General features: G+C 59.7%; 25 protein-coding genes and 1 tRNA gene. 10 read left to right on the top strand and 16 right to left on the bottom strand.

Annotated elements, in window-relative coordinates:
* Positions 1–6 precede the first annotated feature (6 nt).
* From proB to rplU, 4 genes are all read right to left on the bottom strand, one after another.
* The gene (proB, locus tag R3E82_02845) at positions 7–1,203 is read right to left on the bottom strand and encodes a glutamate 5-kinase (GenBank protein ID MEZ5549806.1); all 1,197 of its coding nucleotides are present in this window, start codon (positions 1,201–1,203) and stop codon (positions 7–9) included.
* On the bottom strand, positions 1,148–2,338 hold the full coding sequence (obgE, locus tag R3E82_02840) for a GTPase ObgE (GenBank protein MEZ5549805.1): 1,191 nt from the start codon (positions 2,336–2,338) through the stop codon (positions 1,148–1,150). Before obgE ends, proB begins: the two co-directional genes overlap by 56 nt.
* Positions 2,339–2,417: 79 nt before the next feature.
* Positions 2,418–2,681 (bottom strand): 50S ribosomal protein L27, encoded by a 264-nt coding sequence (gene rpmA / locus R3E82_02835; GenBank protein ID MEZ5549804.1) that lies wholly within the window; start codon positions 2,679–2,681, stop codon positions 2,418–2,420.
* A 47-nt stretch (positions 2,682–2,728) separates the two neighbouring features.
* Positions 2,729–3,040, bottom strand: coding sequence for a 50S ribosomal protein L21 (gene rplU / locus R3E82_02830; GenBank protein ID MEZ5549803.1), 312 nt, complete (start codon positions 3,038–3,040; stop codon positions 2,729–2,731).
* A gap of 365 nt (positions 3,041–3,405) precedes the next feature.
* Here rplU and R3E82_02825 point away from each other — a divergent pair, with 365 nt between their 5' ends.
* From R3E82_02825 to R3E82_02805, 5 genes are all read left to right on the top strand, one after another.
* Entirely contained in the window at positions 3,406–4,431 is a 1,026-nt protein-coding gene (locus R3E82_02825; protein MEZ5549802.1) for a polyprenyl synthetase family protein, read from the top strand.
* Positions 4,432–4,439: 8 nt separating this feature from the next.
* Positions 4,440–5,963: an alpha/beta hydrolase gene (locus tag R3E82_02820; GenBank protein ID MEZ5549801.1), complete on the top strand. Its 1,524-nt coding sequence runs from the start codon at positions 4,440–4,442 to the stop codon at positions 5,961–5,963.
* Entirely contained in the window at positions 5,960–6,682 is a 723-nt protein-coding gene (locus R3E82_02815; GenBank protein ID MEZ5549800.1) for an ATP-binding cassette domain-containing protein, read from the top strand. The genes R3E82_02820 and R3E82_02815 overlap by 4 nt, the downstream gene beginning before the upstream one ends.
* A complete protein-coding gene (locus R3E82_02810) occupies positions 6,679–7,851 on the top strand; it encodes an ABC transporter permease (GenBank protein ID MEZ5549799.1) in 1,173 nt (390 codons plus the stop codon). Before R3E82_02815 ends, R3E82_02810 begins: the two co-directional genes overlap by 4 nt.
* Positions 7,852–7,904: 53 nt before the next feature.
* Positions 7,905–7,981: transfer RNA gene (locus R3E82_02805), tRNA-Pro, on the top strand.
* 236 nt (positions 7,982–8,217) lie between these two features.
* Here R3E82_02805 and R3E82_02800 read toward each other — a convergent pair.
* From R3E82_02800 to R3E82_02790, 3 genes are read right to left on the bottom strand one after another with little or no spacing between them, the layout of a single operon-like run.
* The gene (locus tag R3E82_02800; GenBank protein MEZ5549798.1) at positions 8,218–9,297 is read right to left on the bottom strand and encodes an alcohol dehydrogenase catalytic domain-containing protein; all 1,080 of its coding nucleotides are present in this window, start codon (positions 9,295–9,297) and stop codon (positions 8,218–8,220) included.
* A gap of 10 nt (positions 9,298–9,307) precedes the next feature.
* Positions 9,308–9,784 carry a limonene-1,2-epoxide hydrolase family protein gene (locus R3E82_02795; GenBank protein ID MEZ5549797.1) on the bottom strand — a complete coding sequence of 159 codons (477 nt, stop codon included), beginning with the start codon at positions 9,782–9,784 and terminating at the stop codon, positions 9,308–9,310.
* Between the two features lie 57 nt (positions 9,785–9,841).
* Positions 9,842–10,972 (bottom strand): nitronate monooxygenase, encoded by a 1,131-nt coding sequence (locus R3E82_02790; protein ID MEZ5549796.1) that lies wholly within the window; start codon positions 10,970–10,972, stop codon positions 9,842–9,844.
* Between the two features lie 98 nt (positions 10,973–11,070).
* On the opposite strand from R3E82_02790, the gene R3E82_02785 reads away from it, so the two are divergent.
* Positions 11,071–12,585, top strand: coding sequence for an acetyl-CoA acetyltransferase (locus R3E82_02785; GenBank protein ID MEZ5549795.1), 1,515 nt, complete (start codon positions 11,071–11,073; stop codon positions 12,583–12,585).
* On the top strand, positions 12,582–13,085 hold the full coding sequence (locus R3E82_02780) for a MarR family transcriptional regulator (GenBank protein MEZ5549794.1): 504 nt from the start codon (positions 12,582–12,584) through the stop codon (positions 13,083–13,085). Before R3E82_02785 ends, R3E82_02780 begins: the two co-directional genes overlap by 4 nt.
* 70 nt (positions 13,086–13,155) lie before the next feature.
* On the opposite strand, the gene R3E82_02775 is transcribed toward R3E82_02780, so the two are convergent.
* Positions 13,156–14,151 (bottom strand): universal stress protein, encoded by a 996-nt coding sequence (locus R3E82_02775; GenBank protein MEZ5549793.1) that lies wholly within the window; start codon positions 14,149–14,151, stop codon positions 13,156–13,158.
* A gap of 352 nt (positions 14,152–14,503) precedes the next feature.
* On the opposite strand from R3E82_02775, the gene R3E82_02770 reads away from it, so the two are divergent.
* Entirely contained in the window at positions 14,504–15,292 is a 789-nt protein-coding gene (locus R3E82_02770) for a cytochrome b/b6 domain-containing protein (protein MEZ5549792.1), read from the top strand.
* 3 nt (positions 15,293–15,295) lie between these two features.
* Here the strand turns inward: R3E82_02770 and R3E82_02765 are convergent, their stop codons facing one another.
* From R3E82_02765 to R3E82_02730, 8 genes are all read right to left on the bottom strand, one after another.
* A complete protein-coding gene (locus R3E82_02765; GenBank protein ID MEZ5549791.1) occupies positions 15,296–15,532 on the bottom strand; it encodes a hypothetical protein in 237 nt (78 codons plus the stop codon).
* On the bottom strand, positions 15,529–15,921 hold the full coding sequence (gene rnk, locus R3E82_02760) for a nucleoside diphosphate kinase regulator (GenBank protein ID MEZ5549790.1): 393 nt from the start codon (positions 15,919–15,921) through the stop codon (positions 15,529–15,531). The genes R3E82_02765 and rnk overlap by 4 nt, the downstream gene beginning before the upstream one ends.
* 185 nt (positions 15,922–16,106) lie before the next feature.
* Complete coding sequence (locus R3E82_02755; protein ID MEZ5549789.1) at positions 16,107–17,246, bottom strand: NnrS family protein; 1,140 nt, start codon at positions 17,244–17,246, stop codon at positions 16,107–16,109.
* 29 nt (positions 17,247–17,275) lie between these two features.
* Positions 17,276–17,743 carry a hypothetical protein gene (locus R3E82_02750; GenBank protein MEZ5549788.1) on the bottom strand — a complete coding sequence of 156 codons (468 nt, stop codon included), beginning with the start codon at positions 17,741–17,743 and terminating at the stop codon, positions 17,276–17,278.
* Positions 17,743–18,483 carry a succinate dehydrogenase iron-sulfur subunit gene (locus R3E82_02745; protein ID MEZ5549787.1) on the bottom strand — a complete coding sequence of 247 codons (741 nt, stop codon included), beginning with the start codon at positions 18,481–18,483 and terminating at the stop codon, positions 17,743–17,745. Before R3E82_02745 ends, R3E82_02750 begins: the two co-directional genes overlap by 1 nt.
* 44 nt (positions 18,484–18,527) lie before the next feature.
* A complete protein-coding gene (locus R3E82_02740) occupies positions 18,528–19,034 on the bottom strand; it encodes a DUF6306 domain-containing protein (protein ID MEZ5549786.1) in 507 nt (168 codons plus the stop codon).
* 1 nt (position 19,035) lies between these two features.
* On the bottom strand, positions 19,036–19,722 hold the full coding sequence (locus R3E82_02735) for a superoxide dismutase (protein MEZ5549785.1): 687 nt from the start codon (positions 19,720–19,722) through the stop codon (positions 19,036–19,038).
* A 99-nt stretch (positions 19,723–19,821) separates the two neighbouring features.
* Complete coding sequence (locus R3E82_02730; protein ID MEZ5549784.1) at positions 19,822–20,682, bottom strand: LysR family transcriptional regulator; 861 nt, start codon at positions 20,680–20,682, stop codon at positions 19,822–19,824.
* Between the two features lie 305 nt (positions 20,683–20,987).
* Between R3E82_02730 and R3E82_02725 the strand changes: the two genes are divergently transcribed.
* Both R3E82_02725 and R3E82_02720 read left to right on the top strand, forming a co-directional pair.
* Positions 20,988–21,185 (top strand): (2Fe-2S)-binding protein, encoded by a 198-nt coding sequence (locus R3E82_02725; GenBank protein ID MEZ5549783.1) that lies wholly within the window; start codon positions 20,988–20,990, stop codon positions 21,183–21,185.
* Positions 21,182–21,631 (top strand): group II truncated hemoglobin, encoded by a 450-nt coding sequence (locus tag R3E82_02720; protein ID MEZ5549782.1) that lies wholly within the window; start codon positions 21,182–21,184, stop codon positions 21,629–21,631. Before R3E82_02725 ends, R3E82_02720 begins: the two co-directional genes overlap by 4 nt.
* The last annotated feature ends 74 nt before the right edge of the window (positions 21,632–21,705 follow it).

Genomic DNA, 21,705 nt, shown 5'->3' with positions numbered 1-21,705 from the left:
GACAGCTCAGGCATCGACCAGCACCACCAGATTGTCCCGGTGGATGATCTCCGGTTCCAGGCTGTAGCCCAGCCGGGTAACGATGTCCCGGCTCGCCGCCCCCAGCATCTTACGGGTCTCCGCGCTCGAGTAGTTGGTCAGGCCCTGGGCGATCAGCTTGCCCGCACCGTCCACGCAGCGCACCAGTTCACCCCGGGAAAACTCCCCCTCCACCCCGGCTACCCCGACCGGCAGCAGACTGACACGCCGCTGCACCAGGGCGGTTACGGCACCCGGATCAATGGTGAGCTGACCTTTCGACTTCAGTTGTCCGGCAATCCAGCGTTTGCGCGCATCGAAAGGCGACACATCGGCACACAGCAGACTCCCGACGGCTTCACCAGCCAGCACACTCTGCAACCTGCCGGCCGCCGAGCCATGCGCAATCACCGTATTCGCCCCTGAGCGTGCGGCAATCCGCGCTGCCCGCAGCTTGGTGATCATGCCACCGCGCCCCAGCGCGCCCGCTTCCGCCACCATCGAATCCAGCCGCGGGTCGGTTGCCCGGGCAAACGCGACCAGTGGCGCATCGGGACGTCTGCGGGGGTCTTCCTCGTAAAGTCCGCCGATGTCTGTCAGCAGGACCAGCAACTCCGCCTGCAGCAGATTGGTCACCAGGGCGGCCAGGGTGTCGTTGTCGCCGAATCGGATCTCATCGGTTGCGACCGAATCATTTTCGTTGATGATGGGCACCACACCCAGGTCGAGAAGCGTTCTCAGGGTGGTGCGCGCATTCAGATAGCGCTGCCGATCCGCCAGATCATCATGGGTGAGCAGCACCACGGCGGTGTGCCGCCCGTGTTCGCTGAAGGCCCGTTCGTAGGCCTGCACAAGACCCATCTGACCGACCGCGGCAGCCGCCTGCAACTGGTGCACCGAGGTCGGCCGGGTGCGCCAGCCGAGGCGCGACATGCCTTCCGCCACAGCGCCTGAGCTGACCAGAAGCACCTTTTTACCGGCAGCGAGCAGCGTGGAGATATCTGCACTCAGGGTGCTGATCAGAGAACGGGTAAGGCCCGCTCCGGGATCGTTGAGCAGTGCACTGCCGACTTTGACCACGATGGTCCCGGCATCGCCGAGAACGGCCCGCACGGACGCTTCTGTACGGTCACTCGACGACATGGATGACTTCCACATCACCGTCGTCACTGTCGTCGTCGGCATCTTCTGCAGCCGATCCCGGGGTCAGACGATGACGGCGGATCGCCAGCGAACTGTTCAGCACGTCGGCACTGATGCGTTCTTCGAGGGCAAGCTGGTCTGCTGCGTAGTCCTCATCTTCGGCGAGCCGGAAGCGGATCTCCCGTACCTCCCGGGTCAGATCGCTTACCAGTTCCCGCAGTCCGGAGCCGGTCATGGCGGAAACTGCGTGCAGCGGCCGCCCGGGGTACGCCTTACCCAGCCGCTCGAGGAGCTCGGCCAGCCGGCTTTCATCCACCAGATCGGTCTTGCTGAGCACCATCCAGATCGGACGCTGCGCCAGGGCTGCGCTGTAGTCCTGCAACTCCCCTTCGATGATGCGGGCGTTGTCCAGCGGATCCGAGCCGTCCGCCGGCAGTGCCTCGACCAGATGCAGGAGGATTCGATTGCGGCTCAGATGGCGCAGGAATTGCGCGCCCAGACCGGCACCGGCCGCGGCACCTTCGATGAGCCCGGGGATGTCGGCCATCACGAAACTGCTGTCCGAGCCGGAACCGACCACGCCCAGACTGGGTACCAGGGTGGTGAAAGGATAGTCGGCGATCTTCGGTTTTGCGGCGGATACCCGGCTGATCAGGGTGGATTTACCCGCGTTGGGCAGCCCCAGCAGGCCCACATCGGCCAGCAGCTTCAGCTGCAGGCGCAATATCCGGTGTTCACCGGGAGAGCCCGGTGTGGTGCGACGCGGCGCCCGGTTGGTGCTCGACTTGAAGTGGGCGTTGCCCATGCCGTGGTAACCGCCTTTGGCAACCAGGAGTTCCTGGCCGGCGACGGTAAGGTCGCCGAGTACCTCGAGGGATTCCTCATCGACCACGGAGGTCCCAACGGGCACGCGCACAAACCGGCTCTCACCCTGGGCACCCGTGCAGTTGCTGCCGCTGCCGGACTGGCCATGACTGGCCCGATAGAGGGGCTGAAAGCGGAAATCTATGAGGGTATTCAGTGCGGCATCAGCGACCAGTATTACGTCGCCACCTTCACCGCCGTTGCCGCCATCCGGCCCGCCGCGGGGAATGTATTTTTCCCGACGGAAACTCAGACAGCCGCGACCGCCGTTGCCGGCTTCGACGCGGATAGTGGCTTCGTCGATGAACTGCATGAACCGGTCAACGCAATTTTGCAGGGATATCCCTGCGCTTCAGATACGCAGGGCAGTAAGCTGATGCGGATACTGCGCCTCAGGCTTCGGCGGTATCAACCACCACGAAGGTACGATTCTTTGGCCCGCGTTTCTCGAAGCGGACCTGGCCGTCGCTCTTGGCAAACAGCGTGTGATCACGGCCCATGCCCACGTTCGGGCCAGGATGATACTGGGTACCGCGCTGGCGTACGAGAATATTGCCGCTCAACACGACTTCGCCACCAAACTTCTTCAGACCAAGACGCTTTGCTTCCGAATCCCGGCCGTTGCGCGTGCTGCCGCCTGCTTTCTTATGTGCCATTGCCGATTATCCTCCTGGACTTTTAAACAGTGAGCCTGAAAAGCCCGCTAAGCGCTGATGCCGGTAATTTTCAGTTCGGTGTACCACTGCCGGTGACCCTGGCGGCGCATGTAATTCTGACGGCGTCGGAATTTGATGATGCGCACCTTCTTGTGGCGATCATGGCCGATCACTTCAGCGGTGATTTTGCCGCCATCGACATAGGGTCTGCCGACGGTCACCTGATCGCCGTTGGCAACCACGAGCACCTTGTCGAAAACCACTTTTTCGCCCGGTTCGGCAACGAGCCGCTCGAGCTTGATCACCTCACCCTCGGTGACGCGATGCTGCTTGCCACCGCTGGAAAATACCGCAAACATAACTTCTACTCCTGGCGCTCTCAGACTCACCTGACCCTACAACCTTCGCGTATTACAATGTCTGCGCGAAGATTCGCGTCCATCGGTCGGCTGCTGAACAGCTAACTACTTGTATTGGCCGGAATTTTCCGGGAGGGTGCCGCGAAAGGCGCGTAATTCTACGGGCAAATTTCCGGGAATACAACGCAACCTGAGACCCCCAGAGCGTGGATTCCCGGCGAATTCGGGGGGAAAGAGGCGGCTGAGTGCCACGAAAACGTGCAGAATAGGCCTTCCATTGAAATGTGCTCGTAAAGCCTTGAGGCCCGTCCCTGAGTATCAGGGTCGTTCCACAGCCAGCAAACAGACGGAAACCACTGAAGTTCATGTCAGGTGAAACTGCGATAGCCACCCACAACGTCAGCCTGTCCGCGACGAAGATCGGGGCTCTGGAGTCGGTATACGGGCTCGTTTCGGAAGATTTCAAATCCACCAACACGCTGATACCCCGCCTGCTCACCTCCGACGTCGGGCTCGTGGAGGAAATCGGCGCGCACATCATCGAAAGCGGTGGTAAGCGTCTGCGGCCGCTGATGGTGCTGCTGGCGTGTCGCGGTTGCGGCTACCAGGCTCAGGATCACATCAAACTCGCCGTCATCATCGAGTTCCTGCACACCGCAACCCTGCTGCACGACGACGTGGTGGACCGCTCGGATCTGCGCCGGGGTCGAGCCACTGCCAATGCCACCTGGGGTAACGCTCCCAGTGTGCTGGTCGGAGATTTTCTCTACTCCCGTGCATTCGAGCTGATGGTGGAACTCGGCGACCTGGGCATCCTCGGCATTCTCTCGGAAGCAACCAACGGCATCGCCGAAGGCGAAGTGCTGCAGCTGGCCAATGTGGGCAACTGTCAGATCAGTGAAGCCCAGTACATGGAAGTCATCCGTCGCAAGACGGCGCTGCTGTTCCAGGCGGCCACTCACAGTGCTGCGATGCTGGGTACCGAGTCCACGGGAATGCATACCGCACTGCGCAATTTCGGTTTGCATTTTGGTCTGGCCTATCAGCTGGTCGACGACTGGCTGGACTACGCGGGCGCCGCCGACGCCATGGGCAAGAACGTCGGCGATGACCTGGCGGAGGGTAAACTCACCCTGCCCCTGATCCACGCTCTGACAATGGGCACCACTGCCCAGACCCGCACTCTGCGGGAGGCGATAGCGGCACGCAGCCACACCGCTCTGCCCGTGGTGCTCGGCATCGTGCGCCAGACCGGTGCGCTCGACTACACCCAGGCGCTGGCCCGGGCTCAATCCGACAGAGCCATCGATTGCCTGGCCGACCTCCCGGATAACGCCTATCGGGAAGCGCTCGACACCCTGGCGCGGTTCGCCGTTTCCCGGCTCAACTGAGCCTGTCCATGCCGGCGGGCACCGCGCTCACCTTTTCAGCGTTGCTGGTATTTACGTCGAGCACGTTCGTTTCGAGCACGCTCGCTTCGAGCGCATACGCAGCCCCGGCGTCCGGTGCGGACAGAGAACTCTCGCCCGCCGGAACCACTTTTGAGCTCACGGCCTGTACCCTGACCGGCTCCCGGGGCATCGAATCCATCGAAGCCGAGTGTGGAAATCTGCAGCGACCGGAAAATCCGGAGCAGCCCGAAGGCAGGCAGATCTCTCTGCGGGTCGCCGTGATCCGCTCGCCAAGTCCGGCGCCGGAACCGGACGCTTTTACGCTGATCAACGGCGGCCCCGGCGGATCGTCGATCAGCCTTTACGCAGACAGTGCCAGCGCCTTCGCAGCGATCCTCCTGCACCGTGACATCGTGGTGGTCGATCAACGCGGCACAGGCAGTTCTGCGCCGCTGCGGTGCGCTGGACTCGACGATCTCACCGATGGCCTCGTGCCTGGATCCATCGCCGTCGCGACCAAGGAATGTCTGCAGTCTCTGCCCGGCGAGCCGGGCAACTACACCACCAGCGCCGCAGTTGCCGATCTCGAGGCAGCACGTGCAGCGCTCGGTTATGCCCGGTTCAATGTCTATGCCGTCTCCTACGGTACCCGGGTCGCCCAGCATTTCGCACGCCGCTACCCCGCTTCGGTCCGCACACTCATTCTCGACGGGATACTGCCGGCAGACGTACCGCTGGGTCCGAATGCGGCATTCAACGCCCAGCAGACTCTGGAGCAGATTTTTTCCCGCTGCGCGAAGGACACGCACTGCGCGGAAGCCTTTCCGGATCTGCCCGCCACCTTCGCCGCCCTCCAGTCCCGTCTGCGCACCGCCGCCGTGGAGATCACTCTACCCCACCCGGTCCAGGGCACCGCCCACGCCATGGCCATCGGCTATCCCCATCTGCTGATGGTCGTCCGGTTGCTGAGCTACAGTCCGGAGACCGCAGCGCTCATACCGCTGGTGATCCAGGAAGCACAACGCGATGCCAATTTCACGCCACTGGCTGCCAACGCCCTGCAGCTGCAGTCTGATCTCGACAATGCCATTGGTGTGGGCATGCACAACTCGGTGGTCTGCACAGAAGACGTCCCCTTCATCGGCGAGGTGAACTGGCCGGCACTCGATGCCACCTACATGGGCGCTGATCAGGTGCGTGCGCTGCAGACGATCTGCCAGCACTGGCCTGCAGGCCCGCTCGATAACGACCTCCGCACACCGCTTGTCAGCGATGTGCCAGCCCTGCTGTTGTCCGGTGAGTTCGATCCCATCACGCCACCCCGCTACGGCGACGCGGTGGCCGCACAATTGAGCAACGCGCTCCATATCACCGCGCCCGGGCAGGGGCACGGCGTCTTCGCCCGGGGTTGCCTGCCCCGACTGATGTCTGAATTCGTGGAACAGGCGGACTGGCGCGCACTGGATACCGCCTGTGTGGATCGGCTGCAGCCCACACCTTTTTTCATCAATCTCATGGGCCCGTCGCCATGATCCGTATCGAGGCGCTCTGCAAATCATTCGGCACGGTGACGGCCATTCGCGATGTTGCGTTTACCGCCGCCGATGGCCGGGTCACCGCCCTGCTCGGCCCTAACGGTGCGGGCAAATCGACGACGCTGCGCATCCTGTCCACTGTCCTGGCACCGGACAGCGGCAGCGCACATGTCGGTGAGTTCGACGTCGCCCGGGATCCCATGAATGTCCGTCGGACAATCGGCGTGTTGCCCCACGCGACCGGCCTTTACGGGCGTCTGACGGCCAGAGAGAACATCGCGTATTACGGTGCGCTCCATGGTCTGAAGGGGAAGGTGCTGGACGGCCGCATTACCAGCCTTACCGAACTGCTGGAAATGGAAGACATCCTCAGCCGCCGGGTGGCCGGTTTTTCCCAGGGTCAGCGGATCAAGGTTGCCCTGGCGCGTGCGCTGATTCACGACCCCAGACATCTGCTGCTCGACGAGCCGACCAACGGACTCGATGTCATGGCGACCCGGGCACTGCGACAGATCATCCTGAAACTCAAGGCTGAGGGTCGCTGCGTGCTCTTTTCCAGCCACATCATGCAGGAGGTCACCAACCTCTGTGACGACGTGGTCATTGTCGGCGGTGGCAGAGTGCGTTTTCAGGGCGGGCTCGACGAACTGCGGGCCCGCAGCGGTGAAACAGACCTGGAAGACGCCTTCATACGCATGGTGGGCAGCGGATCATGAATGGCGCACTCATCGTGCTCATCAAAGAATGCCGGGACAACATTCGCGACCGGCGCACGATACTTTCCTCTTTCTCCCTGGCCCTGTTTGGTCCTGCGCTGTTCATGGGTCTGATGACCTTCATGCTCAATACCGCCCTGGGGGAGAGCGATGAACCAGTGTCTTTCGCCATCGTCGGCGCGGAACACGCACCCGGACTGCTTGCCTACCTGCAACAGCAGAACACCCGGATCGAACTGCTGCAGAGCGAAGACCCGCGGGCAGAAGTGACCGAAGGACGCCAGGATCTGGTGCTGGTAATCCGCGAGGACTATGCCGAGCGCTTCGCCCGGGGAGACATCAATGCCCTGGTGCTGATGCACGACGGCTCGAAAATCGGCTCTTCAAGACGCCAGTTTTCCCAGGCCCGGGATCTGATCAATCGCTACGCCCGCACACTGGGCATGCTGCGGCTGCAGGTCAGGGGAATCGATCCGGCGATCACCATGCCCCTCGTCGTGCAGGAACTCGACACCGCATCCCCCGCAGCCCGGGCGCTCGCGGTGCTGGCCACCCTGCCCTACCTGCTGGTTCTCGTGATCTTCATGGGCGGTTTCTACCTCGCAATCGACACCACCGCCGGTGAGCGGGAGCATGGCTCCCTCGAACCCCTGCTCAGCCAGCCCATCAGTCGCACTGCCCTGGTGATGGGCAAACTCTTCGCCACCACACTGTTCAGCGGGGCCAGCCTGCTGCTGTTTCTGATCAGCCTGGCGGTATCTATTCCCTTCGTTCCGCTGCACCGGATCGGCATGTCTCTCGAGATCACCGCGTTTACCGCTTCAGCCGCTTTTCTGGTTTCGGTACCACTGATGATCTTTGCCGCCGCGCTGCTCACAGTGTTTGCCTCATTCGCCAAAAGCTACAAGGAGGCACAGACTTATCTCACCCTCATCATCCTGGTGCCCACACTGCCGCTGATCCTGACCCAGCTGCTCAATGTCGGCGCCTCCACCGCGCTGATGACGATTCCTTCCCTCAGCCAGGCTACGCTGATCGGACAACTCATCTCCGGGGATAGCGTGGATCCGGTCCACGTGGTGGTTTCGGTAATCTGTACCCTCGCTGCCGCGGGCCTGCTGGCCTGGCTGGCCGTCTGGCTGTACCGAAGGGAGCGGATATTGATCTGAACCGGATTTATTCTTGTTCTCAGGCCGCGGATGTTTACAATACGCGGCCCAATCGGAGTGTAGCTCAGCTTGGTAGAGCACCACGTTCGGGACGTGGGGGCCGGAGGTTCAAATCCTCTCACTCCGACCAATTCTAAATTCCCGATACCACGATCGAGTCCATCACCCTCCGGCCGAGACCGGAGCCGTGCGACCGGCGGTTAAATTCTCTCACTCTGACCATTTTTAAATCCTCTCGACATCCCTGTCGCGACATCTTTGAGATACTGAGCCCCAGGCCGCGCGTCCCTGCGCGGCCGTCCGAGCCTCGCGAAGCAATGCTTCGCGCTACGCCTGTGGCGCAGCCGGCTCGGACCCGAAAACGTTTCAGTTCTGGAACGTCAACACGACTCTGGTCACGGATCCTTCCCGCATCTCTGCAATGCCCTCGTTGATCTCCGAGAAGTGTCTCGTGTTATCAACGAGCGGCTCAAACTGCAGCAGGCCACGATCACCGAGGGATGCGATCTTCTGGAAGTCAACGGACGGATTCGAGGAGCCGTAGATCGAACCTTTGATGGACTTTTCTCGCAGCAACATGATGGCCGGTAATTCGAGCATCTCGGTGTAAGCCGGCAGACCGACCACAATGCTCCGGCCACCGGAGCGGATGACGTTGAACGCATCCGCCATGGTCGCAGGGTTTCCCACACATTCGATGGCAACGTCCACTCCACCGAGTGTATCAGCGAGGATTTTTTTTACCGCGCCCCTGGGATCCAGCACCGCAGTGGCTCCCACCCGCAGCGCAGCTGCACGCCGCTGCGCGATCGGATCCACTCCGATGATGCTCGCGGCACCGGCGACCCGGGCACCCTGGATCGCCGCAAGCCCGACACCACCGCACCCGAACACCGCCACGCTCTCACCCCAGCGGACGGCGGCCGTGTTCACTGCAGCACCGAACCCGGTGGTGATCCCGCAGCCGATCAGGCAGATGTGCACAGCGGACATTTCGCTGTGCACGGGTATCGCCATACGCTCAGGCACCACAACGTATTCGCAGAAGGCGCCCAGCGCCATGAACCGATCGAGGCCACGCCCGTTCAGAGTGAGCGGCCCCTGACTGCCGGTCGACATGTTTACCCGCTCACACAACTGGTATTCGCCACGCAGACAACCTGGACAGATGCCACAGGCGGGTGTCCAGGACAGCACAACCCGATCTGCGTCCTGTACCCGGGTGACCCCCGTACCGACCGCATCGACTATTCCAGCACCTTCGTGCCCCAGCACAACAGGAAACTCGACAGTCTCCTTACCTTCGAGGGCACTGAGATCACTGCGACAGATACCACAGGCCTGCATCTTTACTCGAACTTCGCCCGGCCCCGGATCCGCCAGGTCGACTTCGCGGATTTCGAGTGGCGTATCGGGTGAGAATGCAATCGCAGCATGGGTCTTCATAGCTGACTTCCTAATCCCGGGGTGGCGTGACGGCGTTTGTAAAGGTCGCCAGATCGAAGTAGTCGCGCCATACCTTGATCCTGCCGTTTTCCATCTCGAACACACCGGCACAGGGCAACTCGACATAGCGACCCGCAGCATGGGTGCGATCGATGCGTTCGGCGAAAACCACATCGCCGTCGACCAGCAGATTGATGATCTGCCAGTCGGTCTTTTCCCAGCTTGCCAGGAAGCCGCCGATGAACTCGCGCAGCTTTTCGTGTCCGGTCACCGGAGCCATCGGCATGTTGTGATAGGTGCCATCACTCGCGAAATACCCAACCAGTTCATCTGCATCCAGCCTCGACCAGGCAGCGATGAACTCCCGGACAATGGCCTCGTTGCTGCGGGGAGATTCGGAGGGTGTCGCGGCATGTACAGGCAGAAATCCCAGACATGCGAGCAGAACAATGCCCGTGATCCGTATCAGTCGAAATCTCAGTTTCATCAAAATTCCTCCTCTGGACAGTTGTATCTCTGAGGTGTGATCAACGATTGCGATCGCTCACCAGTGACCGACCCGACCCAGTGCATCTTCCGCACCAGCCACGAAATCCATGAATATTTCCGATGCAGGACGCACGGCCTTGATCATGCCGATGCCCTGCCCCGCGATACCGGGATAGACGTCGGCTCTTTCTCCCTGCACCGCTGCATTCATGACCGGATCGGAGATCATCGATTGAAAGGGCATCGGCAGCGGCTGCAGATCTCCCCGCTCCCAGGCGGCCGTCCAGCTCGAGCGCAGCATGCGACACGGCTTGCCGGTGATCGAGCGGGACACCACCGTGGATTCCTCACTGGCATCGACCAGCGCCTGCTTCTGGAACGCAGGAATGCCCGCCTCCCGCGCCGCAAGAAAGGCCGAGCCGATCCAGACGCCGGCAGCTCCGAGCATCAGGGCAGCGGCAACGCCGCGACCGTCGCCGATACCACCGGCGGCGAGCACGGGCACCCTGCCCATCGCGTCCACCACCTGTGGAATCAGTGCCATGGTGCCGACGGGAGAGTTATGGCCACCGGCATCATGCCCCTGTGCCACCACCACATCGATGCCACTGCTCGCCACCTGCAGCGCATGCCGGACCGCACCCACCACGCACATGACCTTGGTGTCATTGGCCTTCAGCTGGGCCATCCAGGGCCCGGGGTTGCCCAGTCCGGCGGCGTAGACCGGCACCCGCTCTTCGATGATGACTTCCATCTGCGCCTGGAAAAAAGGTGCGGAAAAAAGCACGAGGCCGTCATCCTCATCGGCCGTGTCCAGTGACGCCGTGACCGAGGGCTTCAGGCCTTGTGCGGCCATGAACGAAGCGGCAAACGCCCGGTGTGCTTCCAGCGGGAGTGGAGAATCCGCACCGCCTCCTTCACTGAGTTCCTGCGCTCTGCGCACTGAGGCCGGCAGCAGGGTATCGACGCCGAATGGCCTGTCTGTGAGTGTCCGGGTCTTCCGGATCCAGGCTCGCAGGCGGGTTGGTCCGCAGGCGGCGGCCCCCAGCACACCCAGCCCGCCGGCGTTGGATACTGCGGCGGCGAGTTCCGGCGTGCTGGCACCACCCATGCCGGCGAGCACAATGGGATAGTCGATGCCGAGCAATTCACACAGCCCGGTTTTCAGTAGCGTCTTGGTAGCCATTTCGATTCCTGCACACGGACAGAGCGGTAAAGTAGCGCCTTTTGAATTTATTGTAAATATGTATACAATCATCCACCTTACATACTGATGGAGTTGTCTTGGCCAGATCCCCTCAACCTGTACTGGTTGGCAGCGGTCAACTCATCGACCGCCCGGCGAGCCTTACGGATGCGAAAAGCCCACTGACGATGATGCAGGAGACCGCCCGGGCCTGTGCGATCGATGCCGGGTTGAAAGCCGATTGCTGGGGCGAACTGGACGTCCTGGTGGTGGTTAACAGTGTCGGCCCGACACTGATCAGCAATCCCCCCGCGGCGCTGGCAAATCGTCTCGGTGCCGGGCAGGCACGGCACTTTCTCACCGCAACCGGCGGCAACACGCCACAGATGCTGGTCAATCACTTTGCGGGGGAAATTGCCCGCGGCCACGCGTCCATGGTTCTCCTTGCGGGTGCTGAGGCGCTCGATTCCCTGGCTCGGTCGGTCAAATCTGGCGAGACCCTCGACTGGGAAGCGGACGACACCGCTACCGCGCCGCGGTTGTTCAGCGCACATCGTCCCGGCAGCAACGACACGGAGCAGGCACACGGCATGGTGGCGCCCATCGTGACCTATCCACTGTTTGAAAACGCGCTGCGCAAACACTACGGCAGATCGACGCGCGATCATCAGCTCGCGCTGGGCAGGCTTTTTGCACCCTTTTCCCGAGTTGCCAGCAACAATCCGTACGCCTGGTTTCCCGTCGAGCGCAGCGCGACGGAAATCGCCTCCCCAACCGTCGGGAACCGCTACATCGGTTTTCCATATACCAAGTACATGAACGCCGTCATGCAGGTGAATCAATCCGCTTCAGTCCTGCTCACCTCGGATGAAAAGGCGCGGGCGCTGGGTATCGACGAATCCCGCTGGGTCTACCTTCACGGTTGCGCAGACGTCAATGACATCTGGCATGTCAGCGAGCGGATCAATCATCACTCGTCTCCAGCGCTGTCAGCAGCACTCACCAGCACCTTCGACATGGCGCGCACGTCTGCTGATGAAATCGATCTGTTCGACATTTATTCCTGTTTTCCCGCTGTCGTGGAAGTCACGCGAGACGCCCTGGGAATGACCGAGGCGGATTCCCGTCTGCTCACCGTGACGGGTGGTCTGCCCTATTTCGGTGGTGCCGGAAACAACTACAGCATGCACGCTATCGCAACGATGATGGATCGACTCAGACAGCGACCCGGTGAGCGGGGCTTAGTCACCGCGAATGGCTGGTATCTGACCAAACATGCCCTCGGCATCTATGCCGCAGGCCCTCCTGCAACCCCATTCGAACCACCGGACACCGGGCCGCTGAACCGCACCATCGCTGCCATGCCGCATCCGACAATGGACCCGCGGCCGTCCGGAACGGGCACCATAGAAACCTTTACGGTCCTCTTCGACCGCAGCGGTGAACCAGAGCGCGGCCTGGTACTGGGCAGGCTTGAAAATGGCGCACGATTCGTTGCCCACACATCACAGGACAAATCGCTCCTGCTGCAGATGACACACGAAGATCCGATAGACCGGCGCGGGTCCGTGACAGCCGGTGCGGACGGAAATCGGTTCGAGTTCGACCTGTGAGTGCTGACAAATCAGAATTTGTTCTTGAGCGTGAGCTGGCCTTTCTGCTGGTCGACGCCGGCCGAAAGTTCAACGACGCCTACGATCAGAAGATGAAACCCCTCGGACTCACCCGCTCTCAGTGGCGGGTGGTCGCTTATGTGAGTCGAACACCGGGCATCTCCCAGACAGAACTCGCGGACAGCATCGAATGCAGCCGCATGGCCATCACGAGTCTGCTCGACCGGATGCAGGCCAAGGGACTCATTGAACGGCATGCGGTCGAGGGTGACCGCCGGTTGCGCGCCGTCTTCCTGACTGACAAGGGTCAGTCGCTGGTAAAAGAAATGAACCGGACGGCGGTCAACACCCTCGATAAGGTGTTCGCCGGCACCACCGCCGGCGACCGGAAACGGCTGCATCAGCTGCTCGACACCATTAAGTCCAACGCCGCAGAGATAATCGCCTCGGCAGTCTCAACAGATTCATCGCAGGGAGCAGGACAGGCAGCTGGAAAGTGAATTCCCGGGCATCGGGACGGGAATCGCTACAGGTTTGAGAATGTTTTCCGTCACCGCACACCTGAATGCATCAACTCTCCATTTCTGTCTGTAAACGATCAAACGGACCAACGAATGCGGGAGGTTTGATCGTCAGAACCGAACAGTCAATCTGATTCAGAATGCTTTCTGCTGTGTTGCCAATGAAAAAACCAGGCATGCCCGTACGTGAGGCTGTGCCCACAACCACGAGGTCGATATCCAGATCCCTCGCAGTCGCTGGAACAACCCGCCTGGCATCGCCCTTAGTTACATGCAACTGGGGCTCAAGGTGTACGGTCGCATCTCTATCGGAGCTGGTACCAAAAGTATTGACAAGGTTTTCCAGCCATTGCGTTCGCTCAGCCTTCTCCTCTTCAGCCATGGAATCAACTTCTTCCTTCGAGAGACCCATCCGGGGTGACCTCAAGTAGCTTTCGTACTCAAGTCGCCAGGCATGCACGATGTGGAGTTCACTGAACTCAGCCAATGCCAACGTCGTAGCCATCTCGAGCATTCGCCGATTGAGTTCGTCTTCTGCAAAATCTTTCGAATCTTCCACATCCCGATCCAACGCCGCCAGTATTCGACGAACGCGAATGTCCCCTTTCGATTTGACGATCCAGACCGGGCATGGGCATACGCGCATCAGGTTCATATCCGTGCTGCCGAATATCATGCCTTTCAGCCCCAAAGCGCCTTCTGCGTCCTTGATCACCAGATCGTGACTGTTCTCTCTGACCCGCCGTGTGATCTCCAGAAACGGTTTTCCAACCAGCACCTGGCACTCGATGGAGATACCAGTTTCCACCAGTTCGGCCGCTATCTTAGCGAGCTGATCACGCTTTTCTTCCACCGCGAGCGCAAGCATTTTCGCCGGAGTTGGGAAAGATCCGACCTTCCGCATAACTGAAGGAGCCGGCTCCACAACCGCACAGATCGTCAGCGAAGCCTGATGGTTTTTCGCAAGCAGGACTGCTTTCTGAAGTGATGCAGAGCGGGTCGATGCCGGATTCTCCACCAGCAGGATTCGAGTGAATCTCCTCATGCGTTTCTCCTACCTGTCCAATCAGGCCTGCGCTGGTTTTATCCGCCCAGAAGACGCAACATGGGCCTATGGTAGCTCCACAATCGAAGTGCAGCCAATTCGACACGGCTCTAATCCCGGCTGTCTGTATGCGCCTGCGCTGCAAATTTGCTTGCCCGTACATCCATCCAGCCACACGGCACCGTACTGACCATCGAAAAAGCAAGCTAACCCGGGTTAGTACGTATCGACATCGCCCCGCGGGAGAGATGAGATTATCAGCTCACAGCGTGCTGCAACGAATCAGAACCGGTACTTTCGAGATGCCTCACAGCAGCGCAACCAGGCCATTGACGCCGCGGGAGCAGAGAAAATGAAAAGCGGCATGGAGCCTCAACCCGATCTTCGCGCATATCCTGTGTGGGATATCTCGACTCGCTGGTTTCACTGGATCAATTTTATCTGCGTACTCGGCCTGTCCGTACTTGGACTGGCTATACTCAATGAAAAATCATTCGGGGTCAGTGCGGAGGGGAAAATACTCCTGAAAACCCTGCACACCTACGTCGGGTACGCGTTTGCAGCAAATCTCGTCTGGCGGCTTGTGTGGGCATTCATAGGCAGCACCCATGCGCGCTGGCAAGCGGTCCTGCCCATCGGTTCCGGCTACATAAGTGAACTTCGGCAGTACCTTCGCGGATTCCTGAGCGGCAACACATCCGGCTACGTCGGCCACAATCCGCTGAGCCGACTCATGGTGTCTCTGCTTCTGCTGATACTGGTCTCTCAGTCCCTCACCGGTCTGGTGCTGGCCGGCACCGATCTTTACATGCCGCCATTCGGCAGTCTGATCGCTGACTGGGTAACCGATGGCGATCCGGACAGACTCGCCCAGCTCGTCCCTGGAACCAAGGAACACGTTGACCCAACCAGCTATGACGACATGCGCAGTTTTCGAAGTCCCATCATCACTACACACCTCTACGGGTTCTATCTGCTGATGTTTGCCGTCTTCCTGCACATTACAGGTGTCGTCGTGACAGAGATTCGTGAAAGGAACGGTCTGATATCGGCCCTGTTCACCGGAGAGAAAGTACTGTCAAAGACACCCGTCGACCTGGCACCCAGGTCTGCGCAGCCGAAGCGCCGGGCGCTGGATTGAGGACTACTCAGCCTGTCCAGCAGTGCTGTCGGCCAACCGCCGTCGGATAGATCGGCACAGCAGAATCGCGACATACTCCGAGTAGTGGTTACCGGGGTCGAATATGCCTGCAAATCCCTCCTCCAGCGCAAGCAGATGGCCGTGCAGTTCCTCCAGTGACCCTGTGGAAGCTTCGATCACCTCAGCTGTAGCCAGCAGATGATTCCAGAAGCCGGGACACTCCATACCTGCGGCCTTCATGGTTCATCCCCGTCGGGATTGTTGAGCGCTACTACCTCAAGATGACGCTCACCGCCTTTGGGTACCGGCCAGGATATGGACTCCCCCACCCGCAAGCCGATCAGCGCCGCTCCTACCGGAGCAAGCACGGAAATACAGCCGCGCGACGCATCGGCTAGCGGTGGATACACGAGTGTCACGGTAGACTCTTCACTCGAAAGGACATCTCGAAATGTCACGACCGACCCCATTACAACAACGTCCGGGGCTAAGTCTGCATCCGGAATGACGGTCGCCGCATCCAGCTCGTTACGCAGTAATCGAACGGTTGTCGGATCTGATTTTTTTAGAACGGCCTGCAAACGGGAATAATCCCGTTCGCCCAATAAAACGGAGCGTGTCTGAATCACGATGGTGTTCCTCAGAAAATACGAGTAACTGGAATGTTGCGAGGTGGCGGCAAAGGGCGTCGAGGGTGCCTCGGCCGCCTGACTAAAGTCCGGCCGCGAGGAATCCCCCGAAGCATGTACAGGAAGAGCGGTGGCAGAATAGATTGCGGCAATCGAATCGCATCGCTGGATGCTACACGACCTGCCTACACCGGGGAAGCCTGCGTCCGTAATGTTGCCAGCAGCGGAAACAGTAAAAGCAGGCAGGAGAGAGCCCACAGGCCCCCGCTGACCAGCAGCAGATCTACGCCGAAGGGCGCAATGTTGCCGCTCCAGGCGATTCGCGCCAATGCCGAGCCGCTCATGAGCAATGCCGCGAAATGTGCGAGCGGCGCCACATTCGCATCCCGAAACCGGTACAACAGACGGGTCCTCGCCATCACCACGATCGTCAGCGTTCCCAGCGCACCAATGGTCAGGCTATGCACAGCGACAGGCCTGGGCAGGATTCCGAAGCTGGCAAGACCCAGCAATCCGATGCCGACAACCAGCCAGCCATACCCAAGCGCAAGCAGCAGCAGATCCGGCCGCCGTCCACACAGCCAGAGCTGCCACCGGACAAGCCTGATTGCGGCAAGGATGGCAGCAACGACCAGCATAGTGCCGGTGAAACGAACCGGAAAAGTACTTCCCGCTGCCGTACCGACCAACGCTCCGAGCAGGCTGAGAAGGACCCCTCCTTCCAGAGCGGGTTGAACCCTGGCATCCAGGTGCCCCCCCTGCCGGGTGATGTACCCGCCAACAGCCGGCGCGATGATCCGGCCTCCCATGAAGAACATCAATGCAGCCAACAGAGTGAGCGACGCCATATGGGCACCGTCAACCATTGGACGATCCGCATAACGCAGCGTCGCAATGACGCTGGCCGTCACCAGCCCGGCAACGATCCAGACCAGTGATCGGTTGCGCCACTTTTTCGCCGAATGTGCAAATCGAGGGATGACCTTCAGCGCCACCCCCAGCGCAAAAACCGCGACAAGGATCACCGCCGGCCATGATCCGGGCCAGCCGATGAACGCAACCCTTGCGCCCAGCCACAGCAGGAACAGCGCAACGGTGACCAGGATCGGTTGTGGTCCGAGAAGAAAACCTGCAACGACAGCCAGAGCGTAGCCGAACAGCATTTCGTGCGCGTGCCCGGTTGGTGTGCATAAACCAGGCAGGCAATCGATGTAGCCGGTCCACGCCATCACCCATGCGGAAATCGAGAATGCGCCATAGACCGCGGCACCTGGGAAAAACCAGGCATTGGCAAACGAAGGTCGAGTCCTCCTCCGATCTGCCATTTCGAGGTTCCGGCTCGCGACTGCTGACTTCAGATCTGAGAGAACGAACTCAGAGCCCGCGACCGAAGGAGGCGCTCGCGATTGTCGATCTCGTGAAGGTCGTGAAACAGTGCCTCGACGTTTGCCGACTCCGCACGGGTCTCCAGATGATGCAGCAATTGACTCACAAATCCATCGACACGGGAAAGCAACTGCTGCAGTGCCTCTACGGTCATTCCGTTCTGCTCTCCGAGCAATTCGAGAAACGACCCGGGATTCTCCAGAAACGGGATCTGCAGCCAGCTCTTGAGGAGAGTTGCAGGCGCATCCCGCTGATAGTTTTCCAGCGCAACTGCGCGCTGGCGCTGATGTTTCACAAGATGCGCAAGCATCATTCTCATGCGTTCGTCAGTGACTGCTTTTCCCGTATTTTCAAAGAAGCCGGCGAGCCCGCGGTGAAACTCAGCCAGAATATGCAGAACATTGCCGACGTTCTCATAGCCTTCCAGACGTTTCATCACACGCCCTCCTTTACCAGCAGCGTCTGAATCTTCGAGATTGCATCGCGGGGATTCAGTCCTTTAGGACAATAGGCGGTGCAGTTCATGATGCCCCGGCAGCGGAATACGCTGAACGGATCGTCGAGCTCACCCAGGCGTTCCCGGGTTGCCGTGTCTCTGGAGTCAGCCAGGAACCGATAGCTCCAGAGAAGACCCGCGGGACCCACATAGGTCTCCGGGTTCCACCACCAGGAAGGGCAGGCCGATGAGCAGCAGCCACACAGAATGCACTCGTAAAACCCGTCCAGCTGTCGCCGTTGCTCCGGTGTCTGTTTTCTCTCTGTTGCCGGTGGCGGCTGATCGTTGATCAACCAGGGCTTTATCGACTCATACTGCCGAAAAAACTGGGCCATATCCACGACGAGGTCTCTGATAACCGGCATGCCGGGCAGAGGTCTGATCACCAGGCTGCTGGAGGAACGCAGCCGTTGTCCCGATGCCAGGGTGCCGCCATTCAACGCATCTGAAACACGCGTTATGCAGGCGAGAACATTCGCGCCATTGATGTTCATGCCGTCCGAACCACACACGCCTTCGCGACAGCTGCGACGGTATGTCAGGGTTGGATCCTGCTCCTTAAGCAGTTCGAGAACATCCAGAATCATGAGATCGCCCTGCTCTGGCGGACTAAATTCATAGTCCTGCATATAGGGCGTTTCGTCGAACTCAGGATTGAACCGATAGATGGAGATTTTCATGGATAAGGACCGTCCTGCGCGCTCTGCGCCTTTTCAACAGGCTGCTAGTCCGGCAACAACGCGTTGCATCGATCAATGTTCACGATGTGAACGTCTCTCATCTCGATCAGATCGCGCTGCAGTTGCGCATCGGAAATCCTGGGGATAGCCTCGTTGAGCATCCGCACCACGACGGACTGCCCCCTGTCCAGCAGGGTCAGTTTATCCACGAAAGTCTCGCGCTTCGCCAGCTTCTCGGCAAAGCTGCCTGTTGCACGGCTGGCAGTACCACCGAGACGCTCAACATGCTGGGAGAGCATCGAGCAGAACCGGGCTTCATCCCCGGCGACAGCACGCAGCAGCGCGTTGATTTCGGAGGATTCAATATTCCTGCCCATCGCTATGATGCCTTTGGCGCCAGCCCGCTCGCCTTCGATAAGTGCGTTCAACAACTCGAGAATTTCGGTAACTGGTAACGATTGCTCCTCAAACTCATGCAGGGAACAGGGTGGCGACGCAAAAGGTCGCAGCTCGTCATCGTCTTGTGTGGTGGAGGTTGGTTGCTTGGTCATCTCATTCGATCGCTTTTGCTGTTGACGGACCAGGATCCGGGGCAAGTGCAGCGAACCCGGGCATCTTAGTACGCCTCTGGCGGCCGCTCTTTTGCGAGTTACTCAGTCGCTGATTGGCAATGTTCCAGTTCAATAACCGGGCTGTCACGGCTTCGATATAACGCCGCCGTTCATTCTGATAGTCGAGATAGTAAGCATGCTCCCAGACATCGATGGCAAGCAACGGTACCTGACGCGCATACAGCAGCGGAGAGTCGGCATTCGCGGTAGACACGACATTCAACTTTCCGCCATCCAGCACCAGCCAGACCCATCCACTGCCGAAGTGGGCCGTCGCCGAGGTGGTCAGAACTTCCAGTAAACGCTCAACCGTGCCGAAATCCCGCTCGATCAGGGAGCCGATCGGACCAGTCGGCACGATCGATGTCGGGCTGAGTGATGCAAAATAAAACTCATGGTTCCAGGCTTGGGCGGCGTTATTGAAGACCGGCAGATTGCCTGCCTTCCAGGCTGCCCGGACGATTTCCGGCAAGGCGCCCTCGGCCAGCTGAGTGTCCCGGATCAGTTCTTTCAGATTGCGGATGTAACCCAGATAATGCTTGTTGTAATGGAGATCAAGCGTACGCGCACTGATACACGGATCCAGTGCGTCACTCGTGTAAGGAAGCGGTGCTGGTGAAATAGTCATCCTGTAGGCCTCATTTGCGGCTGTGCGTCGGCAAGGTAACACCAAAGACGTGAATTGACCCCACGATAAAAAAACGTCGATTAAATCGAATAATTCGATTTAATCTGTAACAGATCCGCCCTCGGCGGCCGCGTCACGGATGATCTGCAGAACCACACCGACGGTCTGCGGATCCACATCACTCAGATGCACCAGATACGCCGGAAGCACAAATTCCGGCAGTTCCGGCCGCCGCTGCAGCCGACCCATGATCAACTCGCTTTTCACCAGCCGAAGCGGGAAGTAGCCGGATCCTCCGTTGGCCAGAATGTGCTGCAGACCCAGCCAGCCGATGTTGGCAGACACTCCTGCGCCGTCGAACTCCGGAAAAGCGGCACTGTGCTGGTTCGCAAACTCGGGACCCCAATCCACATAAACATAACCATTATCCGCAGGAGAGCTGTTTTCCCTTGAAGATGTCACATAGACAAGCTGCTCTTCCAGCAACTGTTCGACCACCATGCCAGGACGGTGTTGCGGGGCATACATGACACCGATGTCAGTCCGTGCTTCCACCAGGCCCTGCATGAGGTCGTCCTCAAAACCAATTTCCGCCCGGACCGCGACATCACCCACCGCCTGCCGGATCCGCGGCAGACAGGCAAGCAGCAGGTCTTCCCACAATCCGAATCGGCCGCCTATGGTTACCGATCCGCGAAACCCTCGAACCACACCGATGTCCTGCCGCGCGCGCTCCACGGTTCGAACCAGGGTGATCGCATAGGCCTGAAACCGGTGCCCGGCGGGGGTAAGGGAAGTTCCAGCTTTATTACGAACGAATAAACGGCACCCCAGTTGCGCTTCCAGTGTGGCGATTCGGGCGCTGACCGTGGATTGGGTGATGAAGAGTCGGGAAGAAGCCTGACTGAAGTTACCTGCTGCAACCACGGACAGGAAGGTTCGAGCCAGTTCGGTGTCCACAAGTTACTCCCCGGGTGACAGGCCAGACGATCAGGAGATCGATTCGAGTCCGGATTATATATCGATATTTTTTGTATTAACCAGCAATAACAATCGCTTCACGAATATTAATTTGCCGACTAGAGTGCCCGAGTACACTACCTCACCGGAGAGCGGCATGCAGACCACCGACAACGAACTCGCCGATCGACAAGCGCTTCGTAACATTGCAATGGTCCTGACAGCATTCCTTGCGCTGGTGTTCGGGTTATTGGCCGTCGCCGTCATTCTCGGGTGACCGGCGCAATAACAATCGGAGATCTTGAGTGAATTTCAAACAGCGTCAGAAGGAACCGGACCTGGTCTGCACCTGCAGTGACCTCTATCGCAATGACATTCAGGCATCCATCGCGGGCGGGTGTGAAGACGCCAGGGAAGTCATGTACGACCACCGATCCCAGTTTCGATGTGAGCAGTGCCGGCCGATCATCGACCGGATGATCAGGCAGGCTAATCTGACATGACACATCGGAACGCCTACGGGATCGACGACTACACCTACCGGTCCGCAGGAGGGGAGCCGGGAATTCGGGCTCTGGTCGACACTTTTTACGACCTCATGTCGACAAATCCCGACTATCGCACCATCTGGTCCTGGCATCCGCAGGACAACCGGACTTCAAGGGACAAGCTGGCCCGGTTTCTTTGCGGGTGGATGGGCGGCCCTCGCCGGTACCAGGAAAAGTACGGTGCGATCAGTATTCCGCAGGTGCACGCCCATCTCAAAATCACAAAGGTCGAGCGCGACCAATGGCTGCGCTGCATGACAGAAGCCCTGGAACTGCGCGCCTACCCACAGCCGTTCATCGACTACCTCATTGCGCAGCTGGCTAAACCGGCGGAACTGATTCGATCGACCTGCGAGCACCGGGAAGCGGGTGCATTCACTTCTTCGATTGAGGAATCCTAGTATTGTCGTCTCCGATTCTCATCCGACTCCGGCCGCGGCCGCGGCGATACTGTTATCGCACGCCCGGCATAAAC

The organism is Pseudomonadales bacterium (assembly GCA_041395945.1).
Taxonomy (GTDB): Bacteria; Pseudomonadota; Gammaproteobacteria; order Pseudomonadales; family Azotimanducaceae; genus SZUA-309.
The sequence above is the reverse complement of the archived record's forward strand: the minus strand, read 5'-3'. Positions and strand labels throughout refer to the sequence as shown.

Bases quoted from the DNA above. Each gene is read 5' to 3' on its own strand.
- proB (MEZ5549806.1), bottom strand. From the start codon at position 1,203: ATGCCGACGACGACAGTGACGACGGTGATGTGGAAGTCATCCATGTCG.
- obgE (MEZ5549805.1), bottom strand. From the start codon at position 2,338: ATGCAGTTCATCGACGAAGCCACTATCCGCGTCGAAGCCGGCAACGGC.
- rpmA (MEZ5549804.1), bottom strand. From the start codon at position 2,681: ATGGCACATAAGAAAGCAGGCGGCAGCACGCGCAACGGCCGGGATTCG.
- rplU (MEZ5549803.1), bottom strand. From the start codon at position 3,040: ATGTTTGCGGTATTTTCCAGCGGTGGCAAGCAGCATCGCGTCACCGAG.
- R3E82_02825 (MEZ5549802.1), top strand. From the start codon at position 3,406: ATGTCAGGTGAAACTGCGATAGCCACCCACAACGTCAGCCTGTCCGCG.
- R3E82_02820 (MEZ5549801.1), top strand. From the start codon at position 4,440: ATGCCGGCGGGCACCGCGCTCACCTTTTCAGCGTTGCTGGTATTTACG.
- R3E82_02815 (MEZ5549800.1), top strand. From the start codon at position 5,960: ATGATCCGTATCGAGGCGCTCTGCAAATCATTCGGCACGGTGACGGCC.
- R3E82_02810 (MEZ5549799.1), top strand. From the start codon at position 6,679: ATGAATGGCGCACTCATCGTGCTCATCAAAGAATGCCGGGACAACATT.
- R3E82_02800 (MEZ5549798.1), bottom strand. From the start codon at position 9,297: ATGAAGACCCATGCTGCGATTGCATTCTCACCCGATACGCCACTCGAA.
- R3E82_02795 (MEZ5549797.1), bottom strand. From the start codon at position 9,784: ATGAAACTGAGATTTCGACTGATACGGATCACGGGCATTGTTCTGCTC.
- R3E82_02790 (MEZ5549796.1), bottom strand. From the start codon at position 10,972: ATGGCTACCAAGACGCTACTGAAAACCGGGCTGTGTGAATTGCTCGGC.
- R3E82_02775 (MEZ5549793.1), bottom strand. From the start codon at position 14,151: ATGAGGAGATTCACTCGAATCCTGCTGGTGGAGAATCCGGCATCGACC.
- R3E82_02770 (MEZ5549792.1), top strand. From the start codon at position 14,504: ATGAAAAGCGGCATGGAGCCTCAACCCGATCTTCGCGCATATCCTGTG.
- R3E82_02765 (MEZ5549791.1), bottom strand. From the start codon at position 15,532: ATGAAGGCCGCAGGTATGGAGTGTCCCGGCTTCTGGAATCATCTGCTG.
- R3E82_02755 (MEZ5549789.1), bottom strand. From the start codon at position 17,246: ATGGCAGATCGGAGGAGGACTCGACCTTCGTTTGCCAATGCCTGGTTT.
- R3E82_02750 (MEZ5549788.1), bottom strand. From the start codon at position 17,743: ATGAAACGTCTGGAAGGCTATGAGAACGTCGGCAATGTTCTGCATATT.
- R3E82_02745 (MEZ5549787.1), bottom strand. From the start codon at position 18,483: ATGAAAATCTCCATCTATCGGTTCAATCCTGAGTTCGACGAAACGCCC.
- R3E82_02740 (MEZ5549786.1), bottom strand. From the start codon at position 19,034: ATGACCAAGCAACCAACCTCCACCACACAAGACGATGACGAGCTGCGA.
- R3E82_02735 (MEZ5549785.1), bottom strand. From the start codon at position 19,722: ATGACTATTTCACCAGCACCGCTTCCTTACACGAGTGACGCACTGGAT.
- R3E82_02720 (MEZ5549782.1), top strand. From the start codon at position 21,182: ATGACACATCGGAACGCCTACGGGATCGACGACTACACCTACCGGTCC.